Source organism: Adlercreutzia equolifaciens DSM 19450 (assembly GCF_000478885.1).
In the GTDB taxonomy this organism is placed as follows: Bacteria; Actinomycetota; Coriobacteriia; order Coriobacteriales; family Eggerthellaceae; genus Adlercreutzia; species Adlercreutzia equolifaciens.
In genome coordinates, this window is the sequence record NC_022567.1 from 1,124,725 (window position 1) to 1,145,116 (window position 20,392).

Annotated in this window: 19 protein-coding genes and 2 tRNA genes; 14 read left to right on the forward strand and 7 right to left on the reverse strand. The window is 66.6% G+C overall.

Translation table 11 applies throughout. From position 1 onward, the window contains the following. Nucleotides 1–86: 86 nt before the first annotated feature. Nucleotides 87–1,016, reverse strand: a complete 930-nt coding sequence (locus tag AEQU_RS04340) for a SufB/SufD family protein (RefSeq protein ID WP_022739716.1) — start codon at nucleotides 1,014–1,016, stop codon at nucleotides 87–89. 10 nt (nucleotides 1,017–1,026) lie between these two features. Further along, entirely contained in the window at nucleotides 1,027–1,803 is a 777-nt protein-coding gene (locus AEQU_RS04345; protein ID WP_022739717.1) for an ABC transporter ATP-binding protein, read from the reverse strand. Between the two features lie 216 nt (nucleotides 1,804–2,019). Here AEQU_RS04345 and AEQU_RS04350 point away from each other — a divergent pair, with 216 nt between their 5' ends. The 6 genes from AEQU_RS04350 (at nucleotide 2,020) to rplT (ending at nucleotide 8,122) form a co-directional block, all read left to right on the forward strand. After that, entirely contained in the window at nucleotides 2,020–4,935 is a 2,916-nt protein-coding gene (locus AEQU_RS04350; RefSeq protein WP_022739718.1) for an insulinase family protein, read from the forward strand. 153 nt (nucleotides 4,936–5,088) lie between these two features. Next, nucleotides 5,089–5,466, forward strand: a complete 378-nt coding sequence (locus AEQU_RS04355; protein ID WP_022739719.1) for a hypothetical protein — start codon at nucleotides 5,089–5,091, stop codon at nucleotides 5,464–5,466. Nucleotides 5,467–5,505: 39 nt separating this feature from the next. Continuing rightward, nucleotides 5,506–6,771, forward strand: coding sequence for a hypothetical protein (locus tag AEQU_RS04370; RefSeq protein WP_022739720.1), 1,266 nt, complete (start codon nucleotides 5,506–5,508; stop codon nucleotides 6,769–6,771). Nucleotides 6,772–6,965: 194 nt separating this feature from the next. Beyond that, complete coding sequence (gene infC, locus AEQU_RS04375; protein ID WP_022739721.1) at nucleotides 6,966–7,538, forward strand: translation initiation factor IF-3; 573 nt, start codon at nucleotides 6,966–6,968, stop codon at nucleotides 7,536–7,538. Then, nucleotides 7,538–7,735 (forward strand): 50S ribosomal protein L35, encoded by a 198-nt coding sequence (gene rpmI, locus AEQU_RS04380; protein WP_022739722.1) that lies wholly within the window; start codon nucleotides 7,538–7,540, stop codon nucleotides 7,733–7,735. The genes infC and rpmI overlap by 1 nt, the downstream gene beginning before the upstream one ends. Nucleotides 7,736–7,765: 30 nt before the next feature. Then, nucleotides 7,766–8,122 (forward strand): 50S ribosomal protein L20, encoded by a 357-nt coding sequence (gene rplT / locus AEQU_RS04385; protein WP_022739723.1) that lies wholly within the window; start codon nucleotides 7,766–7,768, stop codon nucleotides 8,120–8,122. A 74-nt stretch (nucleotides 8,123–8,196) separates the two neighbouring features. Here rplT and AEQU_RS04390 read toward each other — a convergent pair whose 3' ends face one another. The 3 genes from AEQU_RS04390 to AEQU_RS04400 all read right to left on the reverse strand — a co-directional run bounded on the left by AEQU_RS04390 (nucleotide 8,197) and on the right by AEQU_RS04400 (nucleotide 11,899). After that, nucleotides 8,197–8,604 (reverse strand): NifB/NifX family molybdenum-iron cluster-binding protein, encoded by a 408-nt coding sequence (locus AEQU_RS04390; RefSeq protein ID WP_022739724.1) that lies wholly within the window; start codon nucleotides 8,602–8,604, stop codon nucleotides 8,197–8,199. 299 nt (nucleotides 8,605–8,903) lie between these two features. Next, nucleotides 8,904–10,409, reverse strand: a complete 1,506-nt coding sequence (locus AEQU_RS04395; protein ID WP_022739725.1) for a DEAD/DEAH box helicase — start codon at nucleotides 10,407–10,409, stop codon at nucleotides 8,904–8,906. Nucleotides 10,410–10,456: 47 nt separating this feature from the next. Continuing rightward, nucleotides 10,457–11,899, reverse strand: coding sequence for a glycosyltransferase (locus AEQU_RS04400; RefSeq protein WP_022739726.1), 1,443 nt, complete (start codon nucleotides 11,897–11,899; stop codon nucleotides 10,457–10,459). Nucleotides 11,900–12,096: 197 nt separating this feature from the next. Between AEQU_RS04400 and AEQU_RS04405 the strand changes: the two genes are divergently transcribed. Beyond that, nucleotides 12,097–13,098, forward strand: a complete 1,002-nt coding sequence (locus tag AEQU_RS04405) for a glycosyltransferase family 2 protein (RefSeq protein WP_022739727.1) — start codon at nucleotides 12,097–12,099, stop codon at nucleotides 13,096–13,098. A gap of 126 nt (nucleotides 13,099–13,224) precedes the next feature. Here AEQU_RS04405 and AEQU_RS04410 read toward each other — a convergent pair. Beyond that, nucleotides 13,225–13,299 (reverse strand) — tRNA-Glu (locus AEQU_RS04410). Between the two features lie 81 nt (nucleotides 13,300–13,380). On the opposite strand from AEQU_RS04410, the gene AEQU_RS04415 reads away from it, so the two are divergent. Next, nucleotides 13,381–13,785 (forward strand): GtrA family protein, encoded by a 405-nt coding sequence (locus tag AEQU_RS04415; RefSeq protein WP_022739728.1) that lies wholly within the window; start codon nucleotides 13,381–13,383, stop codon nucleotides 13,783–13,785. A 136-nt stretch (nucleotides 13,786–13,921) separates the two neighbouring features. Beyond that, complete coding sequence (locus AEQU_RS04420; RefSeq protein WP_022739729.1) at nucleotides 13,922–14,869, forward strand: diacylglycerol/lipid kinase family protein; 948 nt, start codon at nucleotides 13,922–13,924, stop codon at nucleotides 14,867–14,869. 43 nt (nucleotides 14,870–14,912) lie between these two features. On the opposite strand, the gene AEQU_RS04425 is transcribed toward AEQU_RS04420, so the two are convergent. Beyond that, nucleotides 14,913–14,988, reverse strand: a tRNA-Arg gene (locus AEQU_RS04425). A gap of 117 nt (nucleotides 14,989–15,105) precedes the next feature. On the opposite strand from AEQU_RS04425, the gene rlmD reads away from it, so the two are divergent. From rlmD to AEQU_RS04450, 5 genes are all read left to right on the forward strand, one after another. Next, the gene (gene rlmD / locus AEQU_RS04430; protein ID WP_022739730.1) at nucleotides 15,106–16,551 is read left to right on the forward strand and encodes a 23S rRNA (uracil(1939)-C(5))-methyltransferase RlmD; all 1,446 of its coding nucleotides are present in this window, start codon (nucleotides 15,106–15,108) and stop codon (nucleotides 16,549–16,551) included. 99 nt (nucleotides 16,552–16,650) lie between these two features. Further along, complete coding sequence (locus AEQU_RS04435) at nucleotides 16,651–17,184, forward strand: peptidylprolyl isomerase (RefSeq protein WP_022739731.1); 534 nt, start codon at nucleotides 16,651–16,653, stop codon at nucleotides 17,182–17,184. 104 nt (nucleotides 17,185–17,288) lie between these two features. Then, the gene (locus tag AEQU_RS04440; protein ID WP_022739732.1) at nucleotides 17,289–18,674 is read left to right on the forward strand and encodes a tetratricopeptide repeat protein; all 1,386 of its coding nucleotides are present in this window, start codon (nucleotides 17,289–17,291) and stop codon (nucleotides 18,672–18,674) included. Between the two features lie 89 nt (nucleotides 18,675–18,763). Continuing rightward, nucleotides 18,764–19,168, forward strand: coding sequence for a nucleoside-diphosphate kinase (gene ndk / locus AEQU_RS04445; RefSeq protein WP_022739733.1), 405 nt, complete (start codon nucleotides 18,764–18,766; stop codon nucleotides 19,166–19,168). Nucleotides 19,169–19,362: 194 nt separating this feature from the next. Then, entirely contained in the window at nucleotides 19,363–20,388 is a 1,026-nt protein-coding gene (locus AEQU_RS04450) for a 4Fe-4S dicluster domain-containing protein (RefSeq protein WP_022739734.1), read from the forward strand. The last annotated feature ends 4 nt before the right edge of the window (nucleotides 20,389–20,392 follow it).

Sequence of the window (20,392 nt, forward strand, 5' to 3'; positions counted from 1 at the left end):
CGCCTCATCCTCTCAACACAAAAGCGGTCCGACGGCAAGTTCCGTCGGACCGCTTGCTTTACGGGCTTGTCGAGTTTAGCTGGAGCCTAGCTCAGGAAGTCGTCCAGGATCTCGGCTTCGGCCTCTTCCTCGGTGAGGCCCAGCGTCATGAGCTTCACGATCTGGTCGCCGGCGATCTTGCCGATGGCGGCCTCGTGCACGAGCATGGCGTCCTCGCTGGCGGCCTCAATGCCGGGGATAGCCTTCACCTTGGCGTTGCCCATGATGATGGCGTCGCACTGCACGTGTCCGCGGCAGGCGCACTCACCGATGACGAGCGGGTTGAACACCTGCACAGAGTCGTCCTGGGCCACCGAGCGGGAGATCACCTGCACGGAAGAGCCCTCGCCCTTCAATTCCACTTTCATGTTGGAAATGGCGGTCTGGCTGCCGTGGGTGAGCAGCTTCTCGGTGAGCACGAGCTTGGCGTTCGCGCCCAGCTCGGCGTTCGTGTCGCGCACCGTGCTCGTCACGCCGCGCAGCTGCACCATCTCCATCTCGCAGGAGGAGCCCTCCTCCATGTACACGTTGGTGGTGGGGTTCAGGATGCGCTCGCCGGTGCCCTCGCCCTCGCCGTAGTGCTTCTCCACGTAGCGCACGCGGCTGTTCTTCCCCAGGTAGAAGCTGTGGATGCCGTCGTGCTCGGAGGCGTCGTGGGAATCGTTGTGGATGCCGCAGCCGGCGATGATGGTGATGTCGCAGTTCTCGCCCACGTAGAAGGTGTTGTACACGACGTCCTTCAAGCCCGACTTCGTCACGATGACGGGGATGTACACCGTCTCGCCCTTGGTGCCGTCCGCGATGCGGATGTCGATGCCGGGGTTGTCGGTCTTGGTGGAAATGTCGATGTAGGCCGAGGAATGGCGCTCGACCAGCTCGCCGTCCTTGCGCACGTTGAAGGCGCCCTTCGGCATGCCGTGCATATTGGCGATCTCGGCGAGCAGGTTCTCGTCGATGGGGGAAAGATCAACGGTCATGATAGCTCCTCTAGCAAGTAGTGGGGATCTCGGTTAGGTGCAGCTCGGTGGGGGTGGAAAGCGGGCAGCCGTGATCGTCCAGGCTGCGGGCCGCGAACCCGAGCCGCGGCATGAGCTCGGCCGGCGTGCCCGTCTCGGCCACCTGGCCGTCGCGCAGAAGCACGATCTCGTCGGCCAGCGAGATGATGCGCTCCTGGTGCGAGATGATGACGATGGAGCGCCCGTCGCGGGCCTCGTGGATGTCGCGGAACGTCTCGGTGAGGCGGTCGAAGCTCCACAGGTCGATGCCGGCCTCGGGCTCGTCGTAGATGGCCAGCTTCGGGTCGCGGGCTAAAATGGTGGCGATCTCGATGCGCTTCACCTCGCCGCCCGACAGCGACTTGTCCACCTCGCGGGTGAGGTAGCTCGCCGAGCACAGGCCCACCTTCGAGAGGTACTCGTTGCAGGCGAGCATGGGCAGCTTCTTGCCGGCGGCGATATCGAGCAGCTTCTTCACCTTCATGCCGCGGAAGCGGGCCGGCTGCTGGAAGCCGTAGCCGATGCCGAGGCGGGCGCGCTCGGTGATGGATTTGTCCGTGATGTCCTCGCCGTTGAAGAGGATCTGGCCGCTCGTGGGCTCCTCGATGCCCATGATGAGCTTGGCGAGCGTGGACTTGCCGCCGCCGTTGGGGCCGGTGATGACCGTGAAACGGTCGTCGGGGATGGTCAGGGAGAGATTGTCGATGATGCGCTTGGTGCCCCCGTCGTCGGCCGGCACCTCGAACACCAGGTTCTTAAGTTCGAGCATGGGATACTCCGTATCTGTCTCGTCTCGTCTAGATAGTTCGGGGCTGATTATAGCGAAAATTCCCCCGTCGCGGAGAAATCATAACGACACCATATTGGTTGGAAACGGCGACGCGCGGACGGGTAGAATACTCACGAACACTCCGTTGCTCCGCGCCGGGCCGTCAGAGCCGGTCGCGGGGCCCTTCGCAGGAACGCTTCGAAAGGAAGACAGACCATGACCGATTTGGAACAGGTGGCCGCCTCCCACGGCTTTACCGCCGTGAAAAGCGAGCCGGTGAGCGAGGTGGAGGGCACGGTGCACCTCATGCATCATACCGCCTCCGGCGCCCGCCTCATGTTCATCGAGAACGACGACGCCAACAAGGCCTTCTCCATCACCTTCAAGACTCCGGCCGCCGACGACACCGGTGTGTTCCACATTCTGGAGCACTCGGTGCTGTGCGGATCGGAGAAGTTCCCGGTGAAGGAGCCCTTTGTCAATCTGCTGAAGACCTCCATGCAGACGTTCTTAAACGCCATGACCTTCCCGGACAAGACCATGTACCCCGTGGCGTCCACCAACGAGCAGGATCTCGTCAACCTCATGGACGTCTACCTGGACGCGGTCTTTCATCCCGACATCTACCGGCGCCCCGTCATCTTCCAGCAGGAGGGATGGCACCGCGAGCTGGAAGGGGAGGGGGAAGACGCGCGTCTTGTGGTGAACGGCGTGGTGTACAACGAGATGAAGGGCGCGCTCTCCGAGCCGGATTCCGTGCTCTACGACGGACTCTCGGCGGCGCTGTTCCCGGACACGACCTACCGCTTCGAGTCCGGCGGCACGCCGGCAGCCATCCCGACGCTCACTTACGAGGGATTCCTCGAGAACCATCGGCGCCACTACCGTCCCGACAACGCCTACATCATCCTGTACGGCAACCTGGATGCCGACCGCTTCCTCGGCTTTCTGGACGAGCGGTACCTGGCTCCCTTGGCCGCGAAAGAGTGCGGGCCACTGGACATCAACCCCCTTGGGCTGCAGGCTCCTGTGGCCCCCGCGCCGGTGGTCGTGCCCATGGCCACCGCGCCGGAGAACGCCTGCGCCGCCGTGGGCTTCGTCATTGGGCGCGCCGCCGAGCGCGAGCGCATCGTGGCCGCCGACATTTTGATGGACGCCATCATGGGGGCCAACGAGTCGCCCCTGAAGCGGGCGCTGCTCGACGCGGGCATCGCCGACGACGCCATCGGGTACGTGGCCGATTCCGTGGCCCAGCCCTTCGCCGTGGTGTCCCTGCGGGGCGCCCGGCCCGGTGCCGCCGAGAAGCTGCGCGCCATCGTGGAAGCCGAGGCCCGGCGCCTTGCCGAGGGAGGGCTCGACCGCGAGCTGGTGCGGGCGGCCCTCTCCCATGCCGAGTTCGTCATGCGCGAGCGCAATTTCGGCTACCCCGACGGCGTGGTGCTGGCCATGTCCGCCATGGCCGGATGGCTGTACGCCGACGACGACCCGGCGGCCTACCTGCGCTTCGAGGACGTCTTCGCCAGCCTGCGCGGGAAAGTGGAGGAGGGGTGCTTCGAGGCGCTTTTGCGCGAGTTGTTCCTTGACAACGACCACCGCGCCTGCGCCGAAGTGGTGCCCACGGAAAGCGACGAGGCCGCTGAGGAGGCCGAGGCGGCCGGCGAGCGCGAGGCGGCCGCCGAGCTCACCGAGGACGAGGCCGCGTTCATCCGCGAGGCCGTGCGCGCGCTGCGCGAGGCCCAGGAGGCGCCGGACGCGCCAGAGGCCCTGGAGAAGCTTCCGCAGCTTTCCCGGGCCGATATCGGCGAGGCGCCCGCCGAGGCGATGTGGGAGGTGGGGGAGTGCGGGCCCTGGCGCCTTATCCGCCATCATCTGCCCTGTCGCGGCATCGCCTACGCCTACCGCTACTTCGCCATGGACGGCCTCGCCTTCGACGAGCTGCCCTACGCCACGGTGCTGGCCTGCGTGCTCGGCAAGCTGGACACGGCCCGCCATACGGCGGCCGAGCTGGATACCCTGGTCCAGGCCCATCTGGGCAACCTCGGGTTCGCCGTGGAAGTGCACGAGAACGCCGAGGATCGCGAACGGCTGCGGCCGATGTTCGTCATGGGCTCCTCCGCCCTCGACGAGGAAGTTCCCTGGGCGGCCCGTCTGGCCGAGGAGGTGCTGCGCGAGACCGACTTCACCGATACCGAGCGCATCCGCGACATCCTGGGCCAGCGGCGCATCGCCATGGAGCAGGCTTTCGCCTCGGCCGGCCACAGCGCCGCCATGGCGCGGGTCGCCTCCTACTACTTGCCGGCCGGGGTGGTGCGCGAGGCACTCTCCGGCGTCGGCTTCTACCGCTTCTTGAAGGAGCTGCTCGCGCACTTTGACGAGCGGGCCGGCGAGCTTACCGCGAAGCTGGCCGACCTGGCGGCGCGCCTGTTCACCGACAGCGGCTGCACGCTTTCCTTCGGCGGCAGCGAGGAGGCTCTGGACGCCTATCGGGAAGCCTCGGCGCCTTTCGGCGGCGTGGCGGGCGCGCGGGTGCTCACGGTGCCGGCCCCCGAGGACAAGCACGAGGCCTTCGTCGTGGCGAGCGACGTCACCTACACCGCCTGCGGCTGGGACCGCCGTCTGCTCGGCGAGCCCTATGGCGGTACGTGGCTTTTGGCCTCGCGCATCCTGTCCTACGATTTTCTGTGGACGGAGGTGCGCGTGAAGGGGGGCGCCTACGGGGCCGGCTTCCAGACGACGCGGTCGGGATCGAGCCGCTTCTACTCCTACCGCGATCCGCGCATCGACGAGACCGTCGAGCGCTTCCGCACCGCCGGCGACTGGCTCGCCGGCGTCTTTAGCCCCACAGAGTCTGAGATGGACGGCTACGTGGTCTCCACGGTGGCCTCGCTGGACGCGCCGGCCAAGGCCCGCGAGCTTCTGCGCCGCCAGGACGGCCTGTACTTCTCCGGAGCCACCTTGGCGGACCGGGCCCGGGTGCGCGAGGAGGTGCGCGCGGCCCGCACGGAGGACGTGCGCGCCCTCGCCCCGTCGGTGGACGCCATCGCCGGCGCGGGATGCGTGTGCGCCTTCGGCAACGGCGAGGTCATCCGCGCCAGCGGCGAGGACTTCAACGTCGTCGATCTTCTGGCCTAGGCGCGCCGAGCGCCCACGGCTCGGGCGCATCTTGGGACGGGGCGGGGGCGCCGCCTTCGCCCCGCCCGGATGCAGAACTGGTGCAGCAGCGGCGCGGGACGGCCCTCATCGGCTATAATGGGGCGACCCAAAGCAGAAAGGATGCAAGCTTCCATGGCGAATCCCCAGGAGTTCTCCCATATCACGGTCACGGCCGATGAGGACGATGTGGTCATCCAGGCCGGCGCCGTGGAAGAGGCGGTCGTCGAAGAGGCGCCTGCAGCGGAGGTCGACGACGCGAGGGAAGAGGATCCGGAGTCTGCCCCCGAAGACGTCTCGTCGGCGTCTGGGCGCAATGCCGAGGTTCCGGCGTCCTCCGAGACGACACCGACGACCCCGACGGCCCGCGAGAAGGCCGACGCCGCCTCCTTTCGCGAGACGACCCTCGATGACTTGGAATCGACCCGAATGTCCACGACCCAGAAGGCCATCATCGTCGTGGCCGTGCTGGGCGTCATCGCCTTTGCGGCCTGGTATCTGCTGGCCCACTAGCCCCGTGAGCCTTCGAGAAGCGAGAGGAACAGCGAGCACATGGTGAGAAGAAGCAAGCGCAACCGCGATGTCAGCGCCGACGACGGCAACGCCATGGGCCTGACGGAGGCCTTCCACCCCGTATCGGCGGACGGCTTCACCACGGCCATGCCCCCCATGGGCGAGGGCGACGGCTCCATCATCGAGGAGGATGTCGTCGTCGACGAGGAGGGCGTCTTCGAAGAGGTGGACTTGGGCGATGGGGAAGCGCTCGACGACGAGGGCCTGCCCGCCGGCGAGTCGTTTCCCGATGAGGCGGTCTTCGAGGACTTCTACGCCGGTCGTCCGCTGGATGCCGACGGCGCCGATGCCGCGGACGCATCGCCCGTGCCCGACGCCGTGCCCCTCGGCGTGGTGACGGCCGATGCGGCGCCAACCAAGCCTGCGAGTAAGGCCGCCCATGGCGCGAAGAAGGCCGACGGCGCCTCGCGCGGGCGTCATGCCAAGCACGCGAGCGAGATGAACGAGAAGACCCGAAAGAAGGCGGAGCTGCCCGAGTACATGCGCAAGTCGCGCCGTATGCGCCGCATTCTTATCGTGGTCATCATCCTGCTCGTGCTCATTCTGGCCGCCATGGTCTACTTCGGCGTTCAGCTGTACAAGGAGGCCTCCTCCAGTGCGGTGCAGCAGGCGCTCTCCTCGGAGCAGGAGGTCGCCGCCATCGCCTCCGAGGACGCGACGGACTCCGCCGATGCCGCCAAGGTGACGACGGTGCCCGACCTGGTGAGCTTGCTGGGCCACACCCAGCAGGAGGCCATCGACATCCTGCAGCACGGCGCCACGGCCGCCGAGCCCCGGGCGGTGAACGAGGAGGGCAACCCCATCAAGAGCGAGGTGCGCGTCGCGCTCACCGCCGAGCCGGCCGACAGCCGTACGGGCACGCCCACGGTGTATTTGGGACTCGACGCCGACGGCAAGATCATTCAGGCGGGCTATTCCACGTCCACCAGCTCGCTCGGCTACGGCTCCCTCAGCTTCGCCGATGCCGTGCGCACCGAGCACATCATCGAGAAGACCCTGGCCGAGGCCGGCGTGTCGGTGCCCGAGGGCGCCGTGGAGCTGCCCGAGGACGCGGAGTCCTACACCTCCTTCGACACCGACGGCACGACCCGCACCAAGGAGTACTGTTCCTTCAACGGCGAGGTGGACATCGACGGTGCGCCCCATGCCTGGTCGGCGGTGCTCTCTTACGACTACTCCATGGCCAACGCCTCCGACAACCTGGCCGACACCGTGAGGACGATCTTCATATATGTAAACTCCTAGAATTTCCCTTGCGTGGGAGCGACGGCAACGCTATACTAGGCAAGCTGTCAATCAAGCGAGGGCGAAAGCTCTCCACCTGGTTCGGCGCCTTCCGAGGTTGCTGATGGGTACCCGCAGATAGAAACTTTGCGTGTAAGCCCGCCGTGCGCCTCGTTGGCCCGGCGGGTTTTTATGTGTGAGAACACGAAAGGGAGGTGAGCGCGATAGCTGCTCAAGAGCCCCGGCTCAACGATGAGATCACCACGCGCGAGTGCCGTCTCATCGATTTCGACGGGAACCAGATGGGCGTGTATCCCACGCACCAGGCCCAGCAGATCGCTGACGACATGAATCTCGATCTGGTGGAGATCGCTCCGAACGCCACGCCGCCCGTGTGCCGCATCATGGACTACGGGAAGTTCAAGTACGACCAGGCCATCAAGGCCAAGCAGGCTCGTAAGAACCAGAACAAGATCGAGGTCAAGGAGATGAAGTTCCGGCCGAAGATCGACGTGGGCGACTACACCACCAAGAAGAAGCACGTGCTGCGCTTTTTGGAGGCCGGCAACAAGGTGAAGATCACCATCATGTTCCGCGGCCGCGAGATGGCCCATCCCGAGCAGGGCCTCTCCATTCTCGAGCGATTGGCCGACGACCTGAAGGACGTTGCCGTCATCGAGAACCAGCCGAAGATGGAGGGGCGCAACATGCACATGCTCATCGCGCCTCTGCCCGCGACTGCGAAAAAGAAAAAGGATTCCAAGAACGACGAAGGAAAGGACAACTAATGCCCAAGATGAAGACCCATCGCGGTATGGCCAAGCGCGTCCGCAAGACCGGTACCGGCAAACTCATGCGCGCCAAGGCGTTCAAGAGCCATATCCTCACCAAGAAGAGCCCCAAGCGCAAGCGCAACTTCCGCCACGAGACCGAGGTCGCCAAGGCGGATACCAAGGTCGTCGAGCGCCAGCTCGGCCTTCGCTAGTCCCATTCGTCTTCAAGGAGTGATTAAGATATGCCTCGTGTAAAGCGTTCCGTCCATGCCCGCAAGAAGCGTCGTACCGTCCTCAATCGTGCGAAGGGCTACTACGGCGCGAAGTCCCGTTCCTACCGCGCCGCGAAGGAGCAGGTGCAGCATTCGCTTCAGTACATGTACCGCGACCGCCGCAACAAGAAGCGCGAGATCCGTCGTCTGTGGATCACCCGCATCAACGCCGCGGCCCGCATCAACGGCCTGTCCTACTCGGTGTTCATGAACGGCCTGAAGAAGGCCGGCGTCGTGCTCGACCGCAAGGTGCTCGCCGACATGGCCGTGAACGATCCGAACGCCTTCGCCGCCCTGGTGGAAGTCGCCAAGAAGGCCGTTGCCTAGTTTGTTTCGTTCGAAAGAGCGCATAAGAAAAGGACCCTTCGGGGTCCTTTTTCGTTGGGGGAGTGCGAGCGGGGCTAGGCGCTTTGGGCGACGAGCTTGAGCTCGATGCGGGCGAAGGCGTCGTCCAGCTCGCCTAAGGGCTCCTCTTTGATGCTCTTTTCCGATAGGCCCTCTTCCCCCATGAGCGTGCGGTAAAGATACAGATCCGCCGCCTCGCGCGGGGAGGCGGCGTTGGAGAGGACGGCCTCGATGCCCGCTTCGTCCAAAGCCGCGAGGCCTTCGGGGCTGAATTGGCGGGCTATGAGGGCATCGACGCCCATCTGCTGCAGGATGGAGGCCCTCTCTCGTGGGGTGATCCCCATGTTCGGCACGTTGCTGCAGCCTGTGACGACGCCGCTTTGCGCGGTGTAGCAGGCAAAGCTCGAGCAGGTTGCAGCAGTCACGGCTATATCAAGTCCGTCGCAAGCGACAGCGATCTTCATGCAATATTCCCTTCCCCAGAAATACTTCCGATAAGATACCCGAACAATCCCTTCCCAGATGTGGAGTACGGCAAACGGAGGGTATCTTCCCGGTGAGCAGCCCGAACGTTGAACGGCTCGCCCGCTCGCGGGCGCAACGGGCCGCTGTGGTTCGGCCGCCATCGCCCTGTTCCGGCAATGGTTGGCTTGCGCACGACCCCGTAGGGGCCGACCTTGGTCGGCCCTCTCGACGATGGCGATACTTGCGACAAGGGGCGACCAAGGTCGCCCCCTACAGAAAGCTTATGGCGTAGATGCTCTTAGCCGCGGCGCTTGCCGCCGCTGCGCTTGGCGGCGACGGCGGCGCGGTGGGCGCGGCCGGGGCGGAAGTCGCCGGCGGGACGAGAGGGGCCGGCAGGGGAGCCCGCGCCCTTCTTCGGACGTCCGGAGCTGCCCTTAGCGGTGCTCTTCGGCTTCGGCGCCCCTTTCTTCGCATTGTGCGCGGCACCGGCGCTCTTGCCGCCCTGCTTCTTGCGCGTGCCGCGCTGGCGCGACTCGGCGGCAGCCTGCTCGGCGCGCTCCTTCTCCTTGGCGCGGCGCTTCTCCTTCTTGGCGAGCTCGCGGGCGGCCGCTGCCAGCTCGGGGTCGCGGCGGGCGTTGGCCCGCGTGGCGCGCTCGGCCGCGGCCTCGGCGGCCTCTTCCAAGTTGAAGCCCGCGATCTCGATCTCGGGGATGTCGCGCTTGATGAGCTTCTCGATGGCCGCCAGCTCGTCTTTGTTCTCGGGGCTGACGAAGGTGATCGCGAAGCCCTCGGCCCCGGCGCGGCCCGTGCGGCCGATGCGGTGCACGTAGTCCTCGGCCTGGGTGGGCACGTCGTAGTTCACCACGTAGGACACCTCGTCGACGTCGATGCCGCGGGCCAGCACGTCGGTGGCCACGAGGATGTCGGTCTCGCCGGAGGCGAAGTTGTCCAGGGCGCGCTTGCGCTGGTTCTGGGAGCGGTCGGAATGGATGGCCTCGGCGTGGTAGCCGGCCCGCTTCAGCTTGCGGCAGGCGGCGTCGGCCCGATGGCGCGTGCGGGCGAAGACGATGACGCGCTTGTGCCCCCGCTCTTTCAGGAGCGCCGCCAGAAGGTCGGGCTTCAGGGTGTGGGGCACGTGCGCGATGTACTGCTCCACGGTGTCGGCCGTCTCGCCCTTCGCGGCGATCTGCACAATGGCCGGATCATTCAGCATGGCGTCCACCTGGTCGAGGACGCCCTTGTCGATGGTGGCCGAGAACAGAAGCGTCTGGCGGCTTTTCGGCGTCGCCTCCACGATACGGCGAACCGAGGGGAGAAATCCCATGTCGAGCATGCGGTCGGCCTCGTCCAGCACGAGCACTTGAACCTGCGAGAGGTCGACGGCCTTCTGGTTCATGAGGTCGATGAGGCGCCCCGGCGTGGCGATGAGCACGTCCACGCCGCGCGCGAGGCGGTCGATCTGCGGCTCGATTTTCACGCCGCCCACCACATTGGCGACGCGCAGGCCGCGGGTGCGGGCGATGGTTTGGCAGACTTCCTGAATCTGCATGGCCAGCTCTCGCGTGGGGGTGATGACGAGCATGGCCGGTGCCTTCTTGCGCTCGGCGCGGGCGAGGATGTCCAGGCTCGGCAGCGAGAAGGCGGCCGTTTTGCCCGTGCCGGTCTTGGCGGCGGCGATGATGTCGCGGCCTTGGAGGACGAGCGGGATGGCCTGGGCTTGAACGGGGGTCGGCTCGGTGTAGCCGAGATGATCGACGGCGGCAAGGACGGCGTCGGAAAGGCCGAGTTCGGCAAAGGTGGTCATGAAACTCTCTTTCGTGGTTCGGATCGTGACGGTAGCGGTTGGGGGTCCTAGCGGACGTGGGCCGGCTTCTTGCCCCAGTAGAAGTGCAGGAAGTGCTTGGCCCGCAGCTTCGCGTCCCGCGGCGGCTCGCGCCGGATGAGGGCGAAGGTGGCCCGGGCGATGTCCTCGGCGGCGTTGGGGCGCCGCAGGATGGAGGCGTTCATCAGCATGGCGTGGGCGCTCGCGGAGTGGTCGCTGATGTGGCGCAGGGTGTCCAAGAGCTCGCGAGGCGTGGTGGCGGCCATGGCGGCGCCGGCGGCGGTGAGCATGCGCACGTTGGCCTTCTCCTGGCCGTAGGCGCGGCCCAAGAGGATCATGGGTGCATGGGCGCATAAACACTCGGTCACCGTGAGGCCTCCCGGCTTGCAGATGACCACGTCGGCGGCCTCCATGAGCTCGGCCATGGCGTTCACGTAGCCGAGCACCGTGACGTTGGCCAGGCCGTATTCGGCCACCTGGCGCCGCAGCTCGCGCTCGTAGTCCTCGTCGGCCCCGGCGACGATCACCAGCTGCATCGAGGGCATCGCGTGCATGAAGGGGAGCATCTCCCCGATGGCGGCACGGAAGTGCACATAGGGCTGGGGGAGCTTCGCGCCGGCGAGCGCCAGCACCACCTGTTTGTCCTGCGGCAGTCCGAAGGCCTCGCGGGCCTTAGCGCGGTCGTAGGTTCGCGAGAAGGCGGGGCTGGCGGGGATGCCGGTGATGAGGATGCGGTCCTCGGGCACGCGCCGCGGGCGCAGCGTCTCGGCCATGGATTCGTTAGCGACGCAGAACAGGTCGGTGTGCAGATGGGGCCACAGCCCCTCGGCCTCGTAGTCGGTGGGCACGCAGACGATGGGAAAGCTCTGGCCCGTGATCATGCGAGCGCTCACGGCCACGTTGGCGCCGGTGATGTGGGTGGCGACGATGGCCGCCGGCCGCAGGCGGCGCACGTACTCGGTGAACTTCGGGTACATGAGGCGCGCCCAAATGGTGCCGCCGCCCCACAGAAGACGCCCGGTGAGGGTGTAGCGCCAGGTGAGGTCGTAGAAGGGGCGCGTCCAACCGGTGAACATGGAGGCGGTCTTGTCGCCGTCGAACACGATGCGCCCGAAATCGAGGATGTCGAGGACGCGCACTTCCGAGCGCGCTTCCAGCGAGTTGTCGTCCCCGGCAGCGCGGGCGGCCTCGCCGGCCTCTTCCAGGGCCTCGGCGATGGCGTTGGCCGCCGAGCGATGGCCCGAGCCCACCGAGGCGTGCACCACTAAGATGAGCGGATGGGCGGCGGCCTCCTCGGCCGTGCGCTCCGGCGCGGCCAGCGCGCACGCGATGGCCTCGGCGGCCGTGGCGCCTTGGGCGCCCGCGGCGAGGGGGGAGGGCGAGGGCTCGGCAGGGACGGCGAGCGTCTGGGCGGGGGCGTCGGGGGCGATCGGAGCCGAGGGCTCCGTCGATTTCAGTGCAGGTGTGTTCATGGAAGCTATCATAGCCTATTTTCCCCGCATCGGCCCCGCGTCGGCGGCAAGCCCGCCAAGATGCCAGAAAATCCGCTTATGGGTCGCAGGAGCTTTTCGCCGATTCGGTCAAAGTTTTTCTCGGGGGATTTTCCGCGCCCCCGCGTTCATTTAAGATAATGGACGCGGTCAACAATGGACAGGAGGTTTGTCTTCCCATGACCGATATAGCGACAGTTTCCAACGCTGAGGCCACGGCGTCTGCCGTCGAGGCGGCCCGGCGCGGCGAGGGGGTGGCCGTGCTCGTTCCGTGCTACAACGAGGCGCCCACCATCGCCCGCGTGGTGGCCGACTTCCGCGCGGCGCTGCCCGAGGCCACGATCTACGTCTACGACAACAACTCCACCGACGGCACCGCGGACATCGCCGCGGCGGCCGGCGCGGTGGTGCGCCGGGAGTCCCGCCAGGGCAAGGGCAACGTGGTGCGGAGCATGTTCCGCGACATCGACGCCGAGTACTACCTCATGGTCGACGGCGACGACACCTACCCGGCCGAGGCCGCCGGCGACCTCATCGCGCCCCTGGCGGCCGACGAGGCGGACATGACCGTGGGCGACCGCATCTCCAACGGCGCCTACGGCAAGGAGAACGAGCGGCCCTTCCACAACTTCGGCAACAACCTGGTGCGCCGGCTCATCAAGGTGATCTACGGCTACGCCTTCGAGGACGTCATGACGGGCTACCGCGCCTTCACCCGCGCCTTCGTGAAGACCATGCCCGTCATGAGCGGCGGCTTCCAGATAGAGACCGAGATCTCCATCTGGGCGGTGGACCGCCGCTGGCGGGTGGCCGACGTGCCCATCGACTACCGCGACCGGCCCGAGGGCTCGGAGTCGAAGCTGTCCACCTTCTCCGACGGTATGCTCGTGCTGGCGGCCATCGCGAGCCTGTTCCGCGACTACCGCCCCATGGCCTTCTTCGGCTGGCTCGGCCTGGCGCTCGCCGTGGTGGGGCTCTGCTTCGGGCTGCCCGTGGTGGCCGAGTACCTCGACACCGGCTACGTGGCGAAGCTGCCCTCGGCGGTGCTCGCCGTGGCGCTCATGATCGTGGCGGCGCTCTCCTGGACGGCCGGGCTCATCCTGGACACCGTGGCGAAGTCCCACCGACGCCAGTGGGAGATGAGCGTGTACCGGGTGATGGAGGCGGATGCCGAGCGCTAGGGGCCTGAGCGTCGCGCACTGTGCGGATCTCGCGATGCGGGGTGCTTGGTGCCGCCGCTGCCGGCTTTCGGCGCGTTCCGAAAACAAGAAACCCCGCGCGAAGCGGAGTTTCGTTTGTGGCAAAAGTGGTGCCCCCAACGGGAATCGAACCCGTATTTCAGCCTTGAAAGGGCCGCGTCCTAACCGTTAGACTATGGGGACTCGTTCAAAACAGCTTGCATAGTATGGCAGAGCCGCCCCCGCTTTGCAAGGGTTGCGGCCGCAAAAATCTGGGAAGGAACCATGGAGAAGCTCATTGCACAGTTCATGAAGTTCGGCGTGGTGGGCGTTATCGCCTTCGTCATCGACTACGGCCTCATGGTGGCGCTCACGGAGTTGGTCGGCGTGAACTACCTCATCAGCGCCACGATCTCTTTCACGGTGTCGGTCGTCTTCAACTACCTGGCCTCCATGCGCTACGTGTTCACGCACAAGCAGGGGCTCTCGCGCCGGCGCGAGTTCGTCATCTTCGTGGTGCTCTCCGTGATCGGCCTGGGAGTGAACGATCTGCTCATGTGGCTCGGCTCGTCGGTTCTGGGCGTGAGCTACCTCATCGTGAAAATCGTCGCCACGGCCATCGTCATGGTCTACAACTTCGTGACGCGCAAGATCTTCCTCGACGGCGACACCGGCGCCGTCCTCGAGTAGCGAACGGGCGACCCCTCCGTTTCGAAAACGAGTTGCGAACAGCGCGACTTGGTAGGTGGGTGACACGGTACTCGGTGCTAGAATGAGGGAAATCGCAGGTCGGCGCTGGGCCGGTCGCTCGGTTAGGAGGCAGGTTGTGGTTCCGTCCGTAAAAGAGGGGAAGATCGTCCTTATCGCGAACCCCGTGTCGAAGAGCGGGCGAGGGGCGGTGGCGGCCTCCGAGGCGGCGCGGCTTCTGCGCGAGCGCGTGGGCCAGGAGCGCTTCGAGATGCTTACCACGGCCTGGGCCGGCCACGGGGAGTCGCTGGCCCGCGAGCTGGGCCCCGACGTGGGCTGCGTCATCGCGCTCGGCGGCGACGGCCTGGTGAACGAGTTGGTGAACGGCCTTATGGCCCGCATCCCCGAGGATCGGCCCGTCCTGGCCGTCATCCCCGTGGGCTCCGGCAACGACTACGCCGAGACGCTGGGCATGGCCTACTCCGTCCCCACGGCAGTCACCGAGATTCTGCGCTTTCAAACGGTGCGGGCCGACGTGGGGCGCGTCAACGGCCGCTACTTCGCCGAGACGCTCTCCTTCGGTTTGGACGCCGCCATCGCGCTCGACACCATGGATCGCCGCCAGAAGTCCGGCCGCGCCGGCACCATGCTCTATTTGGAAAGCGCCGTCGACCAGCTGTTCCACCACTTGCAGGTGTTTTCCTTCAAGATGGATGTCCTGGGAGCGGAGCCGGGATGCGCCCCTCATCCGGAATGGGACGATGCCTACCTGGTAGCCGTGCAGGTGGGGCCCACCTACGGCGGCCACTTCCGCATCACGCCCAAGGCGCGCCTCGACGACGGGCTGCTCGACATCTGCTGGGCCACGCCGGAGCTTTCGCCCATGCGGGCGCTGGCGCTTCTTCTGCGCGCCCGGGGCGGCAAGCACACGGGCAACGACCACATCCATTTCCGGCGGGCGTCCTCCCTCGTGCTCGACTTCGAGGAGGAGCCGCCGGCCCAGATGGACGGGGAGCCGGTGCGCGGCACGCACTTCGTCATCGACTGCGTCCCCGATGCCCTCACCGTCGTCGTGGGCCAGCGGTAGGGCAAAGAAAAAGCCCCGTCGGGCGGGGCTTGGTGAACGTAGGTGGTGCCCTCGACAGGATTCGAACCTGCGGCACCTTGCTCCGGAGGCAAGTGCTCTATCCCCTGAGCTACGAGGGCACGAATTCAGGGTCCCGACAGGCGGGTGCTGCGCTATTATAGGGCAATTGCGCCGCCGCGGACGGCAAATCCGCAAAATACCCCTCAGATGGAACGAGAACGGAACAGGAGCCCCCAGTGATCGATACGTCCACCAGGAACGATAACGCCGCGCCCGACCGCTCCGTCGACACGGCGAAGGCTCAGGACGCGCCGGCCCCTGAGGTCGCGACGGCTCCCGCCTCGGCTTCGTGCGCCTCAGACACGCCCGGCGAGGTGGTGCCCATCGAGCGCATGAGCTTCGGGTCGGCGGCCGTGGGGCATCTAACGGACGGCAAGACCGTGTTCGTGGAAGGGGCGGTGCCGGGCGATGTCGTTCGCGTGGAGCTGACGGAGGAGAAGCACCGCTTCGCCCGGGGACATGTGGCCGAAATCGTCGAGGCCTCGCCCGACCGTGTGACGCCCCCGTGCGCGGCGGGGTGCGGGGGGTGCCCCTGGGCGCCCCTTTCCTACGAGGCCCAGCTTATTGCCAAGCGGGCGAACGTGGTGGACGCACTTGTGCGCACGGCCCATATGGACGCGCCGCGCGCCGAGGCCCTCGTCGCTGCCTGCGTGCCCTCGAAGCGTCAGTGGGGCTACCGCAACAAGCTGGAGCTGTCCTGCGGCGCCGACGGTGCCGGTCGCCTCATCTTGGGCATGCGTCCCGAAGGGGGCGCCGACGTCGTCTCGCTGGACGCGTGTCCCTTGGCCCACCGGAACATCGAAGGTGCCCCCAAGGCGCTGCGGGGCGCGCTGCGCTACCTCTCCGGCGGCAGCGACTTGGGCCTGTTCCGCGTGGGGGTGCGCGGCAGCCTGCGCACCCGCGACGTGGAGATCGCCCTGTGGACGACGCCGGGCCCCTTCCCGCGGGCCGCGGCGGCCAAAACCCTCGCCAGCGCCCTCAAGAACACCTCCGTCGTCCGCGTCGTGGCCGATCCAGGGCGCGCGCGCAAGGTGAAGAAGGTGGAGGCCATCTCGGGCAAGGGCTGCTGGGAGGAGGAAGTGGCCGGCAGCCGCCTCCTTCTGAGCGCGCCCTCGTTCGCCCAGGTGAACACCGCCCAGGCCGAGAAGCTGGTCGAGCTGGTGCTCGCGGGCCTGGAAGTGGACGCCGGCGACTACGTGGCCGACCTCTACGCCGGCGCCGGCACCTTCACGCTGCCGCTGGCCGCGGCCGGTGCCTGCGTGGTGGCCGTGGAGTCGGCGGGCAGCTCCGTGCGCGATCTGCGCCGCAACGCCGAGCGGGCGGGCGCCGACATCGACATTATCGGCGGGGACGCCGCCCGGGAGCTGCCCGAGCTGGGCGAGCTGGACGCGCTCGTGGTGGATCCGCCGCGCGCGGGACTTGCCGACGGGGTCGTGGCCTCCATCGCCGCCGCCTCGCCGCGGCGCGTGGCCTACGTCAGCTGCGACGCGTCCACCTGGGCCCGCGACGCGGCCCGTTTCGAGCAGGAGGGCTACCGCCTTATCCGCGCCACCCCCGTCGACCTCTTTCCGCAGACCTACCATGTGGAAGTGGTTAGCATTTTCGAGCGGCCCGGCTCCTAACCTGCTAGAATCATTCCCCGTATGCAATGAGACGCGTTCGCGCCCGCAGCGCCCGCAAGCGCCGGCCGTCCGCGTCGCCGAGAACAAAGGAGGAGCCCCATGGCTCTCTACACCCCGGAATATCAGCCCACCGGCGAGGAGATCGCCGTCATCAACACCTCCAAGGGCCCCATCCGCGTGCAGCTGGCGGGCGATGACGCCCCCATCCACGTCGGCAACTTCGTGGAACTGGCCCAGAAGGGCTTCTACGACGGCCTGAAGTTCCACCGTTACGTGCCCGGCTTCGTCATCCAGGGCGGCTGCCCCAACACCCGCGAGGCGACTCCCGAGCAGGTGGCCGCCGGCCGCGCTCCGGGCATGGCTCCCTTCGGCACCGGCAACCCGGGCTACTCCATCAAGGAGGAGTTCACCACCAACCCGAACAACTCCCACGAGGACGGCGCGCTCGCCATGGCCCGCTCCATGGATCCCAACTCCGCCGGCTCGCAGTTCTACCTGTGCCTGGGCCCCCAGCACAACCTGGACTCCGGCTATACCGTGTTCGGCCAGACCATCGAGGGCAAGGACGTCATCGGCCAGCTGCGCGCCGGCGATGTCATCGAGTCCGTCGTCATCGAGAACGCCGCCGAGTAAGTACCGCGCCGCGCGAACGCCCGCGGCATCCCGTCCGCGCCGTGAGCGCTTTGCCTTGCGCCGCCTGAGCGGCGCCCCCTCCGAATGTCGAGTGAAGGAAGTCTATGAACAACGAGTTATTCGATCGAGCAAATGAGCGCTACCGCCTGCGCGACTACCGCGGCGCGCTGATGGCTTTCACGGAATGCTTGCAGGACACGAACTTCCCGCTCACTCCCGGGGAAATGGGCCTTCTCTACCACCAGATCGGCAACTGCCTGGTGAAGCTGAAGAACCCGCGCGAGGCCATTCAGGCCTACAGCCAGGCCACGGCCGATACGGCCTACCGGGCGCTGGCGACGGTGGAGTGCAACTTGGGCATGGCCTACGCGTCGCTGCGCGACTACACGAACGCCATCAACTGCTTCGAGAAGTCGGTGGCCGACACGACCAACCCCACCCCCTACAAGTCCTACATGGGCATGGGCAACGCGCTCATGAAGCTCGGCAAGTCCGCCGAGGCCGGCGTGGCCTTCCGCGAGGCCGCCCTGGATGAGTCGAACCCCGATCCCACCAAGGCGCTTTTGAACCTGGGCGTCTGCTTCATGGCCTTGAACCGCCCGGCCGACGCCGTGGCCTCCTACGAGAGCGCGCTGCAATTCGACATGCAGCCGGCCACGCGCAACAAGCTGCAGGCGAGCCTGGGACAGGCCTATGTGGCCTGCGGCCAGATGGAGAAGGCGGTGCATGCCTTCGAGGAGGCCATCGCCGACAAGACGTACTACCTGTCCGACTCGGCCAGCGTCGACTACCAGCGCGCCGTGGGTGCCGTGGCCCAGGGAACGTCCGAGCAGAACCAGGCCACCCAGGTGCTGCAGCTGGCCGATATGTCGGGGCTCGACGTGGCCGCCGACGGCACGAGCGTCTACGACGAGGGCGCCTACGAGGGCGGCGACGTCTCCGAGGCCTTCTATTACGACGAGGGCACCTACGAGGCCGACCCGGCGAGCTTCCCCGGCTACGTGGGCGCCTACGAGAACGTCGACAACGACCGGTTCTTCACGGCCACCGACGCCGAGCTCGAGCAGTGGTCGCGCGGTTTGGCCAAGCAGGATCGCAAGCGCCGCAACGTGGGTTTGAAGATCCTGCTGTTCTTCGTCATCGTCATCGTGCTGGCCGCCGCGGCCGGCGTGTTCGCCTATACCCAGGGCTACGGCTACCCCACGGTGCAGACGGTGACCCAGGAGCTGTTCAGCGACCCGTCCGGTGCGGCTGACAAGGTGTTCTCCGCCGATGTGGACAAAGATGCCATCCCGGCCATGCTCGATCCGGTGGTGACCGATTCCAACGTGACCATCGACGGCGTGAGCCGCTCCATGACCGAGTCCACGGTGTACGCCACGGCCAAAACCGAGGAGGGCGGGTCCGTGCAGTACCGCATCTCCATGGTGCGCGACGGCATCACGTGGAGGGTCAGCAACGTGGAGCTGTACTTCCCGAGCCAGGCCTAAAGCGCATCGGGCCGTTTTCCGATTTCAGCAAACCCGGCCCGCGCCTTGCGGGCCGTCTGCAAGCAAGACCCTCAAACGAAAGGATTTCCATGGCTATCCAGCAGACCTACTCCATGATCAAGCCCGACGGCGTGCGCAACGGGCACATCGGCGAGATCATCAACCGCTTCGAGCGCGCCGGCCTCACCATCGAGCGCATGGAGCTGGGCATGGTCACCCCCGAGCAGGCGAAGGCGAACTACGCCGAGCACGAGGGCAAGCCCTTCTACGACGGGCTGATCGCGTATATCACCTCCGGCCCCGTGGTGAAGATGGTCGTCTCCGGCGAGGGCGCCGTGGCCAAGTGCCGCTCGCTCATGGGCGCCACCAACCCGGCCGAGGCGGCCCCGGGCACCATCCGCGGCGATTTCGGCCTCATCATGGACGAGAACGTGATCCACGGCTCCGACAGCCCTGAGTCCGCCGAGCGCGAGATCGGGATCTTCTTCGCCTAAACTCGCTGGTTGATTCCGTGAGGCCCCGCTGTGCCGATGGTTGGCGCAGCGGGGCTTTTTGCGTCTCTGTCTGGTTTTTCTGGGCCATCGGCCTGCGCGAGGGAGTGGGGCGGCGGAAGAGCCGTTACTATGGAAGGAGACGGAACCGTTGCGCGAACCGTTGCGCGCGCAGGACGTAAGGAACAGAATCGCCTATGCTGTATCGCGTCATTGACGAGACGGAGGCGCCGGCGCTCGTCGCCGCCTTCATGGAGCGCTACGAGGTGGTGGCGCCGGTCAAGCGGGGGGACAAGTACGTGTTCTCCGCCGTCGATTCCTTCGACGAGATCGCGCTGGACTACCCCACGACCATCGCCTCTCCCAAGAAGTACCTCCTGCCGGCCAAAGAGACCCTCTTCGAGTTCGATGCCGAGAATAACGAGGTGACCGATTACGCCGATGAGGTGCGCCCCCGGGTGCTCTTCGGCGTGCACGCCTGCGACATCAACGGCCTGCAGAACTTGAGCAGCGTCTTCAACGACCCGCGCTATCCCGATCCCTACTACGCGGCCCATGCCGCCGCCACGCTCATCGTCGGCGTCGCCTGCATGCCGTCGGCGAACTGCTTCTGCAACCTCATGGACGCCGAGGAGGCACGGGCCGCCTACGACCTGTTCCTCACGAACATCGGCGGCCGCTACCTCGTTTCCATCGGCAGCGTCGTGGCGGCGAACATCTTGGAGGCGGCCTGCGATGTCCGCGAGGCCACCGATGAGGACCGCATCGCGTTTCGGGCCGCCACCCGCGCCCGCCAGGAGGCCTTCAACCGGGACATCCCCGACATCCAGGAGATCCCCATGCTCATGGACGCCTTCCACGAGGACGAGTTCTGGGAGGAGCTGGGCGGCCGCTGCCTTTCCTGCAACGCCTGCGCGAACGTATGCCCCACCTGCTACTGCTTCGATATCCGCGACACGCTGGATCCGGGCGCGGCCACGGGGCGCCGCGAGCGCGTGTGGGACGCCTGCACCTCGCCGCAGTTCGCCATGGTGGCCGGCGGTCACAACTTCCGGCCCACGCCGGCCTCCCGCGTGCGGCACCGCATGTACCACAAGCTCAACGGCTTTCTGGCCAAGCACGACCGCAACCTCTGCGTGGGCTGCGGCCGCTGCGTTTCCGCCTGCAAAGTTGACATCAGCCCCATCGAGGTGCTGAAGTTCTTCGATCGAAAGGGTGCCTAAGAGC